11 protein-coding genes are annotated in these 13,847 nt (G+C 74.5%); 7 read left to right on the top strand and 4 right to left on the bottom strand.

The features are described 5' to 3' along the window. The first annotated feature begins 171 nt into the window (after positions 1–171). From ACFY9V_RS23915 to ACFY9V_RS23885, 7 genes are all read left to right on the top strand, one after another. Positions 172–1,659: an MFS transporter gene (locus tag ACFY9V_RS23915; RefSeq protein WP_391162830.1), complete on the top strand. Its 1,488-nt coding sequence runs from the start codon at positions 172–174 to the stop codon at positions 1,657–1,659. A 187-nt stretch (positions 1,660–1,846) separates the two neighbouring features. After that, positions 1,847–2,707: a fumarylacetoacetate hydrolase family protein gene (locus ACFY9V_RS23910; RefSeq protein WP_391162828.1), complete on the top strand. Its 861-nt coding sequence runs from the start codon at positions 1,847–1,849 to the stop codon at positions 2,705–2,707. Next, on the top strand, positions 2,704–3,792 hold the full coding sequence (locus ACFY9V_RS23905) for an acetaldehyde dehydrogenase (acetylating) (RefSeq protein ID WP_391162827.1): 1,089 nt from the start codon (positions 2,704–2,706) through the stop codon (positions 3,790–3,792). The genes ACFY9V_RS23910 and ACFY9V_RS23905 overlap by 4 nt, the downstream gene beginning before the upstream one ends. Position 3,793: 1 nt before the next feature. Beyond that, positions 3,794–4,816, top strand: a complete 1,023-nt coding sequence (dmpG, locus tag ACFY9V_RS23900; protein WP_391162824.1) for a 4-hydroxy-2-oxovalerate aldolase — start codon at positions 3,794–3,796, stop codon at positions 4,814–4,816. A 366-nt stretch (positions 4,817–5,182) separates the two neighbouring features. Beyond that, positions 5,183–6,466: a lycopene cyclase family protein gene (locus ACFY9V_RS23895; RefSeq protein ID WP_391162822.1), complete on the top strand. Its 1,284-nt coding sequence runs from the start codon at positions 5,183–5,185 to the stop codon at positions 6,464–6,466. A 59-nt stretch (positions 6,467–6,525) separates the two neighbouring features. Next, on the top strand, positions 6,526–7,350 hold the full coding sequence (locus ACFY9V_RS23890) for a class I SAM-dependent methyltransferase (protein WP_391162821.1): 825 nt from the start codon (positions 6,526–6,528) through the stop codon (positions 7,348–7,350). Then, complete coding sequence (locus tag ACFY9V_RS23885) at positions 7,347–8,894, top strand: FAD-dependent oxidoreductase (RefSeq protein ID WP_391162820.1); 1,548 nt, start codon at positions 7,347–7,349, stop codon at positions 8,892–8,894. The genes ACFY9V_RS23890 and ACFY9V_RS23885 overlap by 4 nt, the downstream gene beginning before the upstream one ends. 14 nt (positions 8,895–8,908) lie before the next feature. Here the strand turns inward: ACFY9V_RS23885 and ACFY9V_RS23880 are convergent, their stop codons facing one another. Genes ACFY9V_RS23880 through ACFY9V_RS23865 form a run of 4 tightly spaced genes read right to left on the bottom strand, consistent with a single transcriptional unit; the run spans position 8,909 to position 13,807 of the window. After that, complete coding sequence (locus tag ACFY9V_RS23880) at positions 8,909–9,916, bottom strand: DUF5914 domain-containing protein (RefSeq protein WP_391162819.1); 1,008 nt, start codon at positions 9,914–9,916, stop codon at positions 8,909–8,911. Continuing rightward, complete coding sequence (locus tag ACFY9V_RS23875) at positions 9,913–10,983, bottom strand: squalene/phytoene synthase family protein (protein ID WP_391048134.1); 1,071 nt, start codon at positions 10,981–10,983, stop codon at positions 9,913–9,915. Before ACFY9V_RS23875 ends, ACFY9V_RS23880 begins: the two co-directional genes overlap by 4 nt. Continuing rightward, a complete protein-coding gene (locus ACFY9V_RS23870; RefSeq protein WP_391162818.1) occupies positions 10,980–12,518 on the bottom strand; it encodes a phytoene desaturase family protein in 1,539 nt (512 codons plus the stop codon). The genes ACFY9V_RS23875 and ACFY9V_RS23870 overlap by 4 nt, the downstream gene beginning before the upstream one ends. Next, positions 12,515–13,807, bottom strand: a complete 1,293-nt coding sequence (locus ACFY9V_RS23865; RefSeq protein ID WP_355335318.1) for a polyprenyl synthetase family protein — start codon at positions 13,805–13,807, stop codon at positions 12,515–12,517. Before ACFY9V_RS23865 ends, ACFY9V_RS23870 begins: the two co-directional genes overlap by 4 nt. Positions 13,808–13,847 lie beyond the last annotated feature (40 nt).

Raw genomic sequence — 13,847 nt, 5'->3', positions numbered from 1 at the left:
GTGTTTCGGCCGCGTTCCCCCAGGCAGAACGTATTGCTGGCCGCTCACCTGGCCGAATCACATACTCCGGTCACCGGTCGCTCGCCGAGCGGCCCGCCCTCCGCTCGCAGGTGCCGACACCGCGGCGGGGATGGCCCCAGGGGCGTTCATGACATGAGGAGAGGCAGTGCGATGACGCACAGCGAAACACACCACCAGGAAAGACCGCGCGTCGAGAGACCCGTCCGTACCCGCGGGAGGAATCCCCTGATCGCCGTGGCCGCGCTGCTCGGCTTCACCTCGTCCGCGGTGACCTTCATGCTGACCCCGCTGCTTCCCGTGGTGCAGCGCGAGTTCCACCTGACGGTCGGCGACGTCGCGTGGGTGCTCACCTTGCTGCTGATAGGCGGCGGCGTCAGCACGATCCTGCTGCCGCGGCTGGCGGACGTGCTCGGCGACCGCGGAGCCGCGACACTGGGCGCCGCGCTCCTCGCGACCGGCATGCTCGTGCCGGGCATCTCGCACACCTTCCCCGCGATGCTGATCAGCGCGGCGGTCATGGGACTCGGCTCCGCGGCCGGTCAGCTCGGCGTCGGCGTCCTGCGCCGCCACCTGGCGGGCTCCTCGGTGCACACCGCGGTGATCGTCAGCCAGGTCGCACAGGCCGTCGGGGCCGGAGTCGGGCTCGTCGCCGGGGGGCTGGCGCTGAGCCGGGTCTCGATGCAGGACTTCTTCCTGGGCGCGACCGTCGTGTACGTCGTGGTGGGGATCTGCGTCTGGGCCGTCATCCCGTCGAGTTCCCGCGACGCCACGGCCGCGTTCGGCATCGGGAATGTCATCGGCCTGGTCGCCTGGATCGTCCTGCTGCTCTACGGCATCAAGACGGCCGGATCCGACGGCATCTCGTCGGCGAAGGCGATCGGCTTCGCCGCTGCCGGTCTCGCGGGCGGGGCCGTGTGGGTGACGCTGGAGAAGCGGTCGAAGACCCCGGTGTTCCATCTGGCTCTCCTGAGGTCCGGGACCGTCGCGCGGACGGTCGTGGCGGGCTTCACGATCGGCATGGCGATCCAGTCGGTCACCTTCCTCATCCCGTTCTACGTCCAGACGCCCTCCGCCGCGGGATACGGCCTCGGGTACGACGCCCTGGACACCGGGCTGTTGCTGCTGCCCTACTCGCTGCTCGGCGCGCTCGCCGGTATCGGCGCGGGCGTCCTCGGCGCTCGTACCAGGCCGCTGCTGGTGGCGGGGGTCGGCGCGACCTGTCACTGCGCCGCCGCGCTGACCTTGATCCTGGCCATGTCCGGGGGCGCCTCCGTGGCGTCGTTCCTGGTCGCCGCGTGCGTCTACGGCGTCGGCAGCGGCCTGGTGGGCGTCGGACTGTTCAGCTCCATCCAGAGCAGCGTCCGTGCGGAACTCACCGGAATGGGGATCGGCATGATCGGCATCATCATGACGATCTCCGGGTCGCTCGGCCCGGCGGTCTATTCGAGCATCCTCCAGTCGAAGAGTGTCGCCGCCGTCCCCGGGGTGCCGGCCGAGGACCGGTTCCGGATCTGTCTGCTCGTCGCGGGCTGCTGCGACGTCCTGGTCGCCTTCATCTGCTACTCCGCCCGCCGCGGACGGGTGCCCGCGTCCGCGCAGCCGTCCGTCGGCGCACCGGCCGACCAACTGACCAACTGACCTCGTGACCTCCTGACTTCCTGACTTCCTGAGGAGGGGCCGGGCCGGGCGACGCTGCCGCCCGGCCCGGCCGGTCACCACCGCGTCGGATGCGCGGCGAAAAGGCACCGACGACAACCTCTGCCAATCATTCGGCCGTCGCCACCGGATCTCCGGTGGCCCCTGTTCTGTTGGGTGGCACACCAGCATGGTTTCTTCCCGATCATCCACACGCCCGCACGGGGCCGGCGCACCCCGTCGGCCGGCCGCGGCCGACGAGGCCGCCGTCGCCGCCGCGGCGGCCCGGCTCATCGACGCCGCGGCGCGCGGCGTGCCCTGCGCACCGGTCCGCGACCTGATCGGCGCGGACGACCTGCCGGGCGCCTACGCCGTACAGGCCGCCGTCGCCGCGCACCGCCTGCGGGGCGGCGCCCGCGTCGTGGGGCGCAAGATCGGCCTCACCTCACCGGCGGTCCAGGAGCAACTCGGCGTCGACCAGCCGGACTTCGGCGTCCTCTTCGACGACATGGCGTTCCTCGGCGGTGACACCGTCCCGATCGACCGCGTGACACAGCCGCGGGTCGAGGCCGAGATCGCGTTCATGCTCGGCGACGACCTGACCGAAGGCCCGCTCGACCACGCTCAGGTCCGGGGCGCGATCGCCTGGGGTTCGGCGGCCCTCGAAGTGTGCGGGAGCCGGATCGCCGACTGGGACATCAGCTTCGCGGACACCGTCGCCGACAACGCCTCGGCCGGGGCGTACGTCATCGGCCCGCGGCGGCTCTCGCTCGACGCGTTCAGCCCGGTGGAGCAGCGGATGTCGATGTCGATCGGCGGCGACGAGGTCTCCACCGGCACCGGAGCCGCGTGCCTGGGCGACCCCGTCGCGGCGGTCGTCTGGCTCGCCCGGACCGCGCGGGAACTCGGCGATCCGCTGCGCGCGGGGCAGCTCGTGCTGTCCGGCGCGCTCGGTCCGATGCGTCCCGTCGTCGAAGGCGACGTCGTCGTCGCCCGGCTGTCCGGGCTCGGCGCGGTGCAAGTGCGGTTCGGCAAGGGAGAGCGGGCATGACGAAGACAACGGGCACGCCGCGTACGACGGACGCGACGAAGACAGCGGGCGCGCCGCGCACGACGGACGCGACGGAGACAGCGGGCACGACACGTACGACGGACGCGACGGCGGCAACGGGCGCGACGCGTACGGCGGGTGCGGCCAGGACGAAAGTCGCCGTCATCGGATCGGGCAACATCGGCACCGACCTCATGATCAAGGTGCTGCGCAACGCTCGGCACCTGGAGATGGCGGTCATGGTCGGCATCGACCCCGCCTCCGACGGGCTGGCGCGCGCGGCCCGCCTCGGGGTCGCGACCACCCACGAAGGCGTCGACGGTCTGCTGCGGCTGCCCGGCGTCGAGGACATCGCCATCGTCTTCGACGCCACGTCGGCCAAGGCCCACGAAGCGAACTCCGCCAAGCTGGCACCGCTGGGCAAGCGGCTCATCGACCTCACGCCCGCGGCGATCGGGCCGTACGTCGTCCCGGCGGTCAACCTCGACGAGCATCTCGCGGCGCCCAACGTGAACATGGTGACCTGCGGAGGCCAGGCCACCATCCCGGTCGTGGCCGCCATCAGCAGGGTGGTGCCGGTGCCGTACGCGGAGATCGTCGCCTCGATCTCCTCGAAGTCCGCGGGGCCCGGCACCCGGGCGAACATCGACGAGTTCACCGAGACCACGGCCGCCGCCATCGAGCGGGTCGGCGGGGCGCGGCGCGGCAAGGCGATCATCATCCTGAATCCCGCGGAACCGCCGCTCATGATGCGCGACACCGTCTTCGCCCTCGTCCGGGCGCCCGACGCGGAGGACCGGGAACGGATCAGCGCGTCGGTGGAGCGGATGGTCGCCGACGTCGCCGCCTACGTGCCCGGCTACCGCTTGAAGCAGCGGGTGCAGATCGACCGCATTCCGGCCGGGCAGCCCGTGCACAGCCTGCTGGGCGCCGCGGCCGACAGCCCCACCCACCAGGTGTCGGTCTTCCTGGAGGTCGAGGGAGCGGCGCACTATCTCCCGGCCTACGCCGGGAATCTCGACATCATGACCTCGGCGGCCCTGCGGGTCGCCGAGCGGATCGCCGCGGCGAAGGCAGGAGTCTGAGATGTCGGCTGCGATATTCGTACAGGACGTGACACTGCGGGACGGCATGCACGCCGTACGCCACCGCATCACCCCCGAGGACGTGCGACGCGTCGTCACCGCCCTCGACGCCGCCGGAGTCGACGCGATCGAGGTGGCGCACGGCGACGGACTCGCCGGGGGATCGGTGAACTACGGTCCCGGATCCCACACCGACTGGGAGTGGATCGAGGCAGCCGCGGACGTCCTGCGGCACGCCCGCCTGACCACCTTGCTGCTCCCGGGCGTCGGAACGATCCACGAGCTGAAGCGGGCGTACGAACTCGGTGTGCGGTCCGTGCGCATCGCGACGCACTGCACCGAGGCGGACATCTCCGCGCAGCACATCGCCGCTGCGCGCGAACTCGGCATGGACGTCTCGGGCTTCCTGATGCTCTCGCACCTGGCCCCGCCCGAACAGCTCGCGCGGCAGGCCAAGTTGATGGAGTCCTACGGTGCGCAGTGCGTCTACGTCACCGACTCCGGCGGCCGGCTCACGATGGCCGACGTCGCCGCCCGCGTACGGGCCTACCGGGACGTCCTCGACGACGCCACCGAGATCGGCATCCACGCACACGAGAATCTGTCGCTGTCGGTCGCCAATTCCGTCGTCGCGGTGGAGAACGGCGTCCGGCGCGTGGACGCCTCGCTTGCGGGCCACGGCGCGGGAGCGGGCAACTGCCCGCTCGAAGCCTTCATCGCCGTCGCCAACATCTCCGGATACCAGCACCGCTGCGACCTGTTCCGGCTCCAGGACGCCGCCGACGACATCGTCAGGCCCTTGCAGGACCGCCCGGTGCGCGTGGACCGGGAGACCCTGACCCTCGGATACGCCGGTGTGTACTCCTCGTTCCTCCGGCACGCCGAGGCCGCCGCCGCCCGCTACGACATGGACGTCCGGACCATCCTCATGGAGTGCGGCAGCCGACGCCTGGTCGGCGGCCAGGAGGACATGATCGTGGACATCGCGCTCGACCTGGTGGCGGCCCAGAGCCCGTCCGTCTGAGACGGCCGCGACCGGCGCGGGCCCGCAGCTGCCCTGCGCGGTGGGGGAAGCCGGATCGTCGCGGCGGCTGCCCACCGCGCGGGACACCGCTGTCCGGGCGGCGTCGCTCGCGGACTCCATCGCGCGGCTCTCGTGTGAGGCCCGCCGCCAACAGCCGCGCCCAACACCCGCTCTCCACAGTTGCCTTGCGCGATTACCAGGGCGGCCGGTACCGGGGGATCGCTCCTCGTACGGCATCCCCATTCGCGTGATCGCCGCTCGCCGCGCGCCCCGCGTGCATCCAACCGGGCCTTCGCTGCGGAAAGATCTGCAACGCGGCAGCCGGGCCCGGACGGTCAGGTGTTCGTCGCGCCGGGAGGAGCACGAGTGCGGGACGCGGACGTCGTGATCGTGGGTGCGGGCGCGGCCGGGCTCTCGCTGGCCCACCGGCTGTGCGCGCCCTCGGCCGCCCGGCACCGGCCCGCCGTGGTGCTGGTCGACGCGCCGTCCGGTCCGCTGCGACCGCCCGAGCGCACCTGGTGCTTCTGGGAGCCGCCCGGCGGCCCGTACGACGCGGTCCTGGCCGCCTCCTGGGACCGGTTGCGGGTCCGGGGACCCGACGGCTCGGCCACCGTGGCGGATCCCGCGCCGTTCCGCTACAAGATGCTGCGGTCGGGCGCCTTCGAACGGCTGGTGGACGAGCGCCTGTCGGGACCGGACGGCTGCCGCCGGATCGAGGCGACGGTCGAGTCCGTGCAGGACACGGCCACCGGCGCGCGGGTCTCCGGGCACGACACGGCAGGTCGGCCCCTGGAGCTGAACGCCCGCTGGGTCTTCGACTCCCGCCCGCTCCCACGGCTCCCCGCGGCCCGCACGACGCTGCTCCAGCACTTCAGGGGCTGGTTCGTCCGGACCGCGGACGACGCCTTCGCCCCCTCGGTCGCCGACCTGATGGACTTCCGCACACCGCGTCCCGCGCACGGGCTGTCCTTCGGCTATGTGCTGCCGCTCGGGCCACGGCAGGCGCTCGTGGAGTACACGGAATTCTCCGCCGGGGTCCTGGACACGGCGCGGTACGACGCGGCGCTGCGGCACTACACCGACGACGTGCTGAGGCTCGGCCGGTTCGAGGTGACGGGCGTGGAGCAGGGCGTGATCCCGATGACCGACGGGCGGTTCACCCCGCGCGCCGGGCGTTCGGTGTTCCGGATCGGCACGGCGGGCGGCGCGACCCGCGCGTCGACCGGTTACACCTTCGCCGCCGTCCAGCGGCAGACCCGGGCCGTCGCCGACGCTCTCCTGACCGGCGATCCCACGGTCGGCGGCCGGCCGCGCCGCGCCCCCGTACCGCCCTCCCCGCACTCGCGCCGCTCCCGGGCGATGGACGCCGTCATGCTGCGGGCCCTGGACACCGGGCGGGTGGACGGCGCGGACTTCTTCACCGGGCTGTTCCGCCGGGTGCCGACCGAGCGTCTGCTGCGCTTCCTCGACGGCGGCTCAGGACCGGGGGAGGACTTCCTGATCGGCCTGAGCACCCCGGTCGCCCCGATGCTGCGGACCGTGGCCGAACTGCCCTTCCTGCGCAGGCGCGAGCCCGGCGAATCTGTCGCCCGCAGACCCGCCCCGCCTCCCGTCGCGCCCGTGAGCCGCCGCCCCGGTGCGGCCCCTTGATGCCGCCCCGCCCCGACGCCGCCCGCCCCGATGCCGCCCCCCAACAGGAAGTCCGCCCCATGCCCCTGCTGCGAGACGACGAGTTGTCGTCGGCGTTCGACCATGGCTCCGCCCGCTACGACCGGCTGACCGCGATGAACCCCGGCTACCACGCGCACCTGCGCCGCTCCGCCCGGCGGCTGCGGCTGCCGCACGGCGGGGCCGGGCTGCGCCTGCTCGACCTCGGCTGCGGCACCGGCTCCTCGACCGCCGCGCTGCTCGCCGCCGCTCCGCACGCCGAGATCACGGCCGTGGACGCCTCCGCCGGGATGCTGGAGCGGGCAGCCGCCAAACGCTGGCCCGCCACCGTCTCCTTCCTCCACGCGCCCGTGGAGAAGCTGGCCGAAGGGGGCTTCGTCACCGGGCGGTTCGACGCCGCGTTCGCCGCGTATCTCGTGCGCAACGTCGCCGACCCTGACCGCGTCCTCACCGCCGTCCGCGACCGGCTCCGCCCCGGCGGCCGACTGGCCGTGCACGAGTACGCGCTCGGCGGGAGCGCCGCGCACCGGGCGGTCTGGGCGGGGGTGTGCAAGGGCGTCGTGCTGCCCGCAGGACGGCTCACCGGCGACGCCGGTCTCTACCGCCACCTCTACACCAGCGTCGTCGCGTTCGACACGGCCGCCGCCCTCGGCGACCGGGTGCGCCGCGCCGGATTCGGCTCCGTCCGTGTCCTGCCGCTGCCCGGCTGGCAGACCGGCATCACCCACACCGTGCTCGGCCGCGTGCCCCAGGACCCGCCGCACGCCGAGCCGGAACAGGAGCCACCCCACCCGCCCCGAAGTCTGGCCCAGCCCCAGCCGCAGCCGCAGCCGCAGCTCCGCAACCAGCACGGGGACCCGCGGTGACCGGGCGCCCCGCCGCGCCCCGCCGTGGCCGCGACCGGCGCGCCCGGACGATTCCCGCGCCGCCCGGCCGCCCCCGCTTCGGCGCCGACGCCCCCGAGGTCGCCGTCATCGGAGGCGGTATCGCCGGGCTCGCCGCCGCCACCGGCCTGGCGGAGCGCGGCGCCCGGGTCACCTTGTACGAGCGCGAGCGCGGCCTCGGCGGACGCTTGGCGGGCTGGTCCACCGACTTGGCCGACGGCTCACCGGCCACCATGAGCCGCGGCTTCCACGCCTTCTTCCGCCAGTACTACAACCTGCGCGGCCTGCTCCGCCGCGCCGACCCTTCCCTCGGCATGCTCACCGCGCTGCCCGACTACCCGCTGCGGCACAGCAGCGGCCTGTACGACAGCTTCGCGCGCGTCCCGCGCACCCCGCCGTGGAGCGCCCTCGGCTTCGTCGCCCTCAGCCCCGCCTTCGGCTGGCGGGACCTGCTCCGGATGAACCCGGCCGCCGCCCTGCCCCTGCTGGACGTGCGCGTGCCGCAGGTCTACGCACGCCTCGACACGGTCAGCGCCGCCGACTTCCTGGCCCGTATCCGCTTCCCCGACGCCGCGCAGCACCTCGCCTTCGAGGTGTTCTCCCGCAGCTTCTTCGCCGACCCGCGTGAACTCTCGGCCGCGGAGCTGGTCCTGATGTTCCACATCTACTTCCTCGGCTCCAGCGAGGGCCTGCTCTTCGACGTCCCCGACGAGCCGTACCCCCAGGCGCTGTGGGAGCCGCTCGGCCGCTACCTGGAAGGCCACGGCGCGGACGTGCGCACCGGCACCGAAGTGAGCGCGGCCGGGTCGTCGGGGCCCGACGGCCCGACGGTCACCGCCGACGGCAGGACGCGGCGCTTCGACGCCCTCGTCCTCGCCCTGGACAGCGGCGGCCTGCGCCGCCTGGCCGCCGCCTCGCCCGGCCTGTGCGACGCGCCGTGGCGGGAGCGGGCCGAACGGCTGCGCACCGCGCCGCCGTTCCTCGTCTCCCGGCTCTGGCTGGACCGCCCGGTCGCCGCCGACCGGCCGGGTTTCCTCGGCACCAGCGGCTTCGGCCCGCTCGACAACATCAGCGTGCTGGAGCGCTGGGAGGGCGAGGCGGCGCGCTGGGCGGCCAGGACCGGCGGCTCGGTGGTCGAACTGCACGCGTACGCCTACGCTTCCGACGACCTGCCCGCCGCCCAGGACCGGCTGGTGCGGCAGATGCACCGGGTGTATCCCGAGACGGCGCACGCCACGATCGTCGACCAGCGGCACGAATGGCGCGCGGACTGCCCGTTGTTCCCGGTGGGCGGCTTCCACGACCGGCCCACCGTCCGCACCCCGCACCCGACCGTCACGGTGGCGGGCGACGCGGTCCGCACCGACCTTCCGGTCGCCCTCATGGAACGCGCGGCGACCACCGGCTTCCTGGCCGCCAACGCCCTGTTGGAGCGGTGGGGCGTGCGCGGCCAGACGCTCTGGACGGTCCCGGAGCGGGGCCGCTCGGCCGTACTGCGGGCGCTGGCGGCACTCGGGGACACGTGACGGGCCGCGCGCCGTCAGCCCGGGAAGCGGCCAGCGGCGCGCAGCGCCCACCGCCGCTCCGCGTACGCCAGGTCGTCGCGCCACAGCCGCCCGGCGGCCCCGCGCATCAGCGGGCGCAGCACCGGGGCAACGGCCCGCGCGACCGCGAACCCGCGGCGGTCCGACGCGGCGACCACCGCCTCCACCACCGCGGTCCGCGGACGCCCCGACCGGTCGGGGCCGAGCGGCGTGGCGTGCGTCTCGACCACGGAACCCCGCCCCTCGCCCTCGGTGATGTGCATGACCACGGTCCTGGGTTCCGGCGCCGTGAACACCGCGCGCACCGGCACCACCGCCCGTCCGGCGACCTTGAAGGACACGTCCACCGCGAAGGCGTCGTGCGCCGCGTCGGCATCGCCAGTGGGTGTGCCGACCACCGTGAGGTCCACGAACGAGTACGGGTGCAGCCATCCGCCGTGCCACGGGTCGAGCCGGTTGGCGACCACGTCCTCCGGTTCGCACACCCCGAAACCCGTATAGACCGCGGCCAGGGCGCCCGCGGGCTCCGGCCGGACCGGCACCAGCGGGGCGGCCGTCGGCTCCTCGCCGCCCACCCCGTCCAGCCGCACCCAGACCAGCAGCCCGTCGTCGTGCACGGGGTACGGCTCCCAGCCCGCGAACGGCGCGCCCTTGAGGGACAGGCCGTGCCAGTGGCAGATCAGCGTCCCGCAGCGCACCGAGCTGTCCTTGAGGGGCGCGCCCAGGTGCGGGCAGGCGCCGGGGCCGCCGCGCAGTGTGCCCGCCGCGTCCCGCCACAGCACCACCTCGGTGCCGCCGACGGTCCTGCCGTACGGGCGGCCGTCCTTGACGGCGCGGGAGCCGCCGACGACGAACCAGTTGCCGGACGGCCGCGCCAGGGCCCGCTTCAGGGCGTCGCCGATCAGCCGCGGCGCCGCGTCGCGCCAGGTCGGCCGCTGCTGCGCCCAGCCGGCCGGGTCGCGGCGCAGCCGCAGCGGAAAGCGGCCGGGCCGGTGGTCGGTCACGACATGTTCTCCTTCTCCCAGCGGGACCACGACGGGCCCACCGACGACGGCCGTTCACGCGGTGGTTGACGTGGCCGCCCCTGCGTCCGTGAAGCCTGCCCTCGGTCCTTCGGCTCCGGTGCCGTCGCGCCGCCCCGGGCGCGCAGCCGCGCCGCGCCCAGCCGGACCAGCCCGTCGAGCGCCACCGCCGCGCGCCGCTCGCGCGGTACCACCGCACGGCGGTGCAGGACCGCGTACCCGTCGTCCTCGATCGCGTCCAGGATCCCGCCGTAGAGCACGAGAGCGGTACGGATGCACGGCCTGGCCACCGGGTCGAGCATCGGCAGGCCGGGCGCCGCCTCCCGGTAGACGCCGCGGGTCAGTTCCGCGGCGGCCCGCAGCGCCTCGGTGATCCGTGCGTCGCGGGCGCCGGTCGTCCGGCTCCACAGCAGCAGGCCGCGGTCCACGCCGTGCGCGGCGAGCAGGTCCGCGGGCAGATAGACCCGGCCGCGGTCCAGGTCTTCGCCGACGTCCCGCAGGAAGTTGCTGAGCTGGAAGGCGACACCGAGTGCCGCGGCGTGCGGGGCGGCCTCCGCGCGGGGGACGACCGTGCCCAGCACCGGCAGCATCTGGAGGCCGATCACCGCAGCCGACCCGTGCATGTAGCCGCGCAGGTCGGCGTACGTCGGATAGTCGCGCACTTCGAGGTCGCTGCGCATCGCCGCCATGAAGTCGGTGAAGTGCCGGTGGTCGATGTCGTACACGGCGGCCGTGTGCGCGAGTGCCCGCACCACCGGCTCCCTGCTGTTCCCGTGCCGCAGCCCGGCCGCCAGCTCCTCCTGGAGCGCGTCCAGTGCGGCGGCCCGCTCCTGGAGGGTCCGCGTCCGGTCGAGGCTGTCGACGATGTCGTCGGCCCAGCGGGCGAAGCCGTACAGCGCGTGCACGGCCGGTCGCCGCTCGACCGGGAGCAGCCGGGTGGCGAGGAAGTACGTCTTGCCGTGCCGGGCGTTGAGCTGTCGGCAGCGCGCGTACGCGGCGCGCAGCGCGGGCGCGTCGATCCCGGCCGCGTCCAGCTCGCGCGCGGTCACGCCGGGGTGCCTTCCGTCGCGAGCCGGGTCCGGGCGGGCGGGGACGGCCGCCGCGGGCGCGGCCCGGTGACGCGGGCCGCGGCGAGCTTGCCGGAGATGAGCACGGTCGGCACGCCGACGCCCGGCGTGGTGCCGCAGCCGGCCAGCACCGCGTTCTCGGTGCCTCGCACCAGGTTCCGGGGACGGAACGGGCCGGTCTGCGCGAAGGTGTGGGCCGCGGAGAACGGCGTACCGGCCGCGTGCCCGTCCGCCGTCCAGTCTGCGGGCGTCACCAGGGACTCCTCCTCGATGGCGGCGCCGATCCCGGTCAGGCCGCGCCGCTCCAGCTCGGCGAGGAGGCTGTCGCGGTAGCGCGGCGAGAGCTCTCCCCAGGCGTGCGCGTCCGGCCCGATGGCGGTGTTGGGGCACGGCGCCAGGACGTAGTGCAGATGTTTGCCGGGCGGGGCCAGTCGCGGGTCGGTCGCCGTCGGCCGGGTGATCAGCAGCGACGGGTCGGACATCAGGGTCCCGGCGCGGGTCAGTTCGTGGAAGGTGTCCTTCCACGCGGCGCCGAAGGAGATCGTGTGGTGCGCCAGCTCCGGCCAGGTGCGGTCAGTGCCCGCGTGCAGGATCACCGCGGAGGGCGAGTGCCGCAGCGGGACCGCCCGGCGCGGGGTCCGGCCGAGCAGCCGGTAGGCGACCGGCAGATCGGGGGTGAGCACCACCGCGTCGCAGGCGATCCTGTCCTGGTCCGTGACGACGGCGGTGATCCGGTCGCCGGACCGCTCCAGCCGGGTGACGTCCTGCCCGTACCGGAAGTCGGCCCCCGCGTCGGCCGCCGCGTCCGCCATCGCCCGCGGCAGCGCGTGCATGCCGCCGCGCGGGAAGTAGACGCCCGCCACGGTGTCCATGTAGGCGATCACCGCGTAGGCGGCGAGCGCGCGGGCCGGCGGTACGCCCGCGTACAGCGCCTGGAAGGTGAAGACCCGGCGCAGCCGCTCGTCGGAGACGAAGTCGCCGATGCGGGCGTCGAGTCGGCCGAAGCCGCCGAGCGCCGCGAGCCGGGCCAGGTCCGGGTGGACGAGCTGGAGCGGCGAGTCGAAGTTGGCGTCGATGAACCGCCGCATCTGGACCGCGTAGAGGTCGGTCAGCCAGCGGCGCAGCCGCCGGTAGCCCGCCGCGTCCGCCGGACCGGCGAAGCGTTCGATCTCCGCCTCCATGGCCTCGGCGCCGGTGTGCACGTCGAGGCGGCTGCCGTCGGCGAACAAGGCCCGGTAGGCCGGGTGCAGCGCGATCAGGTCCAGCCGGTCGGTCATCGTCTCGCCGACGGCCGCGAACGCCTCCGCGACCAGGTCGGGCATGGTGAGCACGGTCGGACCCGTGTCGATCCGGTAGCCGCCCCGCTCGATCCTGCCCGCCCGGCCGCCGGGCAGCGCGGCGCGCTCCACAACCGTCACCCGGCGTCCCGCGCCCAGCAGGTGCAGCGCGGCGGACAGCCCGGACAGCCCGGCCCCGACCACCACGACATGGTCGGTGCGTCCCGTCACTGTTCTCATCGGTGGTCTCCTGCGGCAGCGGCTTCCCGCGGGCCCGGTCCGGCGGCTGCCGGTCGGTCCTGCGGGTGCGGGGCGTGGTGTACGGACCGCCCGTCCGGGCATACGCCCGCGGCGCGTTGGAAGAGGTCGAGGAGCCGGGCCCTGGCAACCGGTCCGACGCGCGTCGCGCCCGCCAGGAACCGGGCGCTGTCGGCGGCCAGTTTCTCGATCCGGTGCTCGACGGCGGCCCGCGCGCCGGTCGAGACGAGCAGGTCCCGTACCCGGTCCAGATCGCCGTCGGACAACCGCGGGTCGCCGACGGCCGTGTCCAGCAGGGCGAGGGCCCGCCGGTCGTCCGCGGCCTCGGCGTGGTCGCGGGCCACCGCGATCAGGTAGTTGGGCTTCCCGTCGCGGATGTCCTCGCCCGTCGGCTTGCCCGTGTACGCGGAGTCGCCGAACACCCCGTGCAGGTCGTCGCGCAACTGGAAGGCGATGCCCGCCTGTCGGCCCGCCGCGCACAGCGCCCGGGTGGTCTCCTCGTCCGCGCGGGCCAGAGCGGCCCCGAGCGCCAGCGGGCGCTCGACGGAGTACAGCGCGCTCTTCAGCCGGGCGGTGCGCAGCGCCCGCGCGGCCGACCGCGCACCGGTGGTCTGCCCGTGCAGATCCAGGTACTGCCCGGCCACCATCTCGGTGCGCATGGCCTGCCACAGCACGCGCACCCTGCGGGAGGTGTCGCCGGGCAGGGCGGTGGCCGCGACGGTGTCGTCGGCCCAGGCCAGCGCGAGGTCGCCGACCAGGACGGCTGCCGCCCGGCCGAAGGGCTCGGCGGGGCCGGAGCGGCGCGCGCAGGGGTACTGCGCGTCGAGGTCGAGATGGACGGCGGGCTGTCCGCGCCGCAGCGCGGAGCCGTCCATCACGTCGTCGTGCACCAGCGCGCAGGTCTGGACGAGCTCCACCGCGGCGGCGATCCGCAGCGCCGCGTGCACCTGTTCGGCGGACCCGCCGCCGCCCGCGGCCCGCAGCCCCCACCACAGGAACTGCGACCGGGTGCGCTTGCCGCCGCCCAGGGTGAATCCGGCGACCCGCTCGGCGAGGTCCCGCGCGAAGACCGCGTCGATCGCCGCCGCTGCCGCCACCCGCTCGCCGAGCTCATGGGCCAGCACCCGCCCGACGTGGTCCGCGACGTCCGCGTCCACGGCCGCGGGGTCCGGCGGGCGGGGGACAAGGACGCGTGCGGAAGCGTCGTACGGGGCGCCCCGGGCCGCCTGCTCACCGGGGGAGGGGTGCTCGTCCGCCGCGATGCGCCTCATCGACTTCCTCTCCTCGCGTCGTTCGGCTTCGTCTTCGGTC

The sequence above is a fragment of the Streptomyces sp. NPDC008317 genome, assembly GCF_042955955.1.
In the GTDB taxonomy this organism is placed as follows: Bacteria; Actinomycetota; Actinomycetes; order Streptomycetales; family Streptomycetaceae; genus Actinacidiphila.
This window is presented reverse-complemented; position numbering and strand designations above follow the sequence as displayed.

What these genes read in the sequence shown, in the direction of transcription:
- ACFY9V_RS23915 (WP_391162830.1), top strand. Translation starts at nt 172, where the DNA reads ATGACGCACAGCGAAACACACCACCAGGAAAGACCGCGCGTCGAGAGA.
- ACFY9V_RS23910 (WP_391162828.1), top strand. Translation starts at nt 1,847, where the DNA reads ATGGTTTCTTCCCGATCATCCACACGCCCGCACGGGGCCGGCGCACCC.
- ACFY9V_RS23905 (WP_391162827.1), top strand. Translation starts at nt 2,704, where the DNA reads ATGACGAAGACAACGGGCACGCCGCGTACGACGGACGCGACGAAGACA.
- dmpG (WP_391162824.1), top strand. Translation starts at nt 3,794, where the DNA reads ATGTCGGCTGCGATATTCGTACAGGACGTGACACTGCGGGACGGCATG.
- ACFY9V_RS23890 (WP_391162821.1), top strand. Translation starts at nt 6,526, where the DNA reads ATGCCCCTGCTGCGAGACGACGAGTTGTCGTCGGCGTTCGACCATGGC.
- ACFY9V_RS23870 (WP_391162818.1), bottom strand. Translation starts at nt 12,518, where the DNA reads ATGAGAACAGTGACGGGACGCACCGACCATGTCGTGGTGGTCGGGGCC.
- ACFY9V_RS23865 (WP_355335318.1), bottom strand. Translation starts at nt 13,807, where the DNA reads ATGAGGCGCATCGCGGCGGACGAGCACCCCTCCCCCGGTGAGCAGGCG.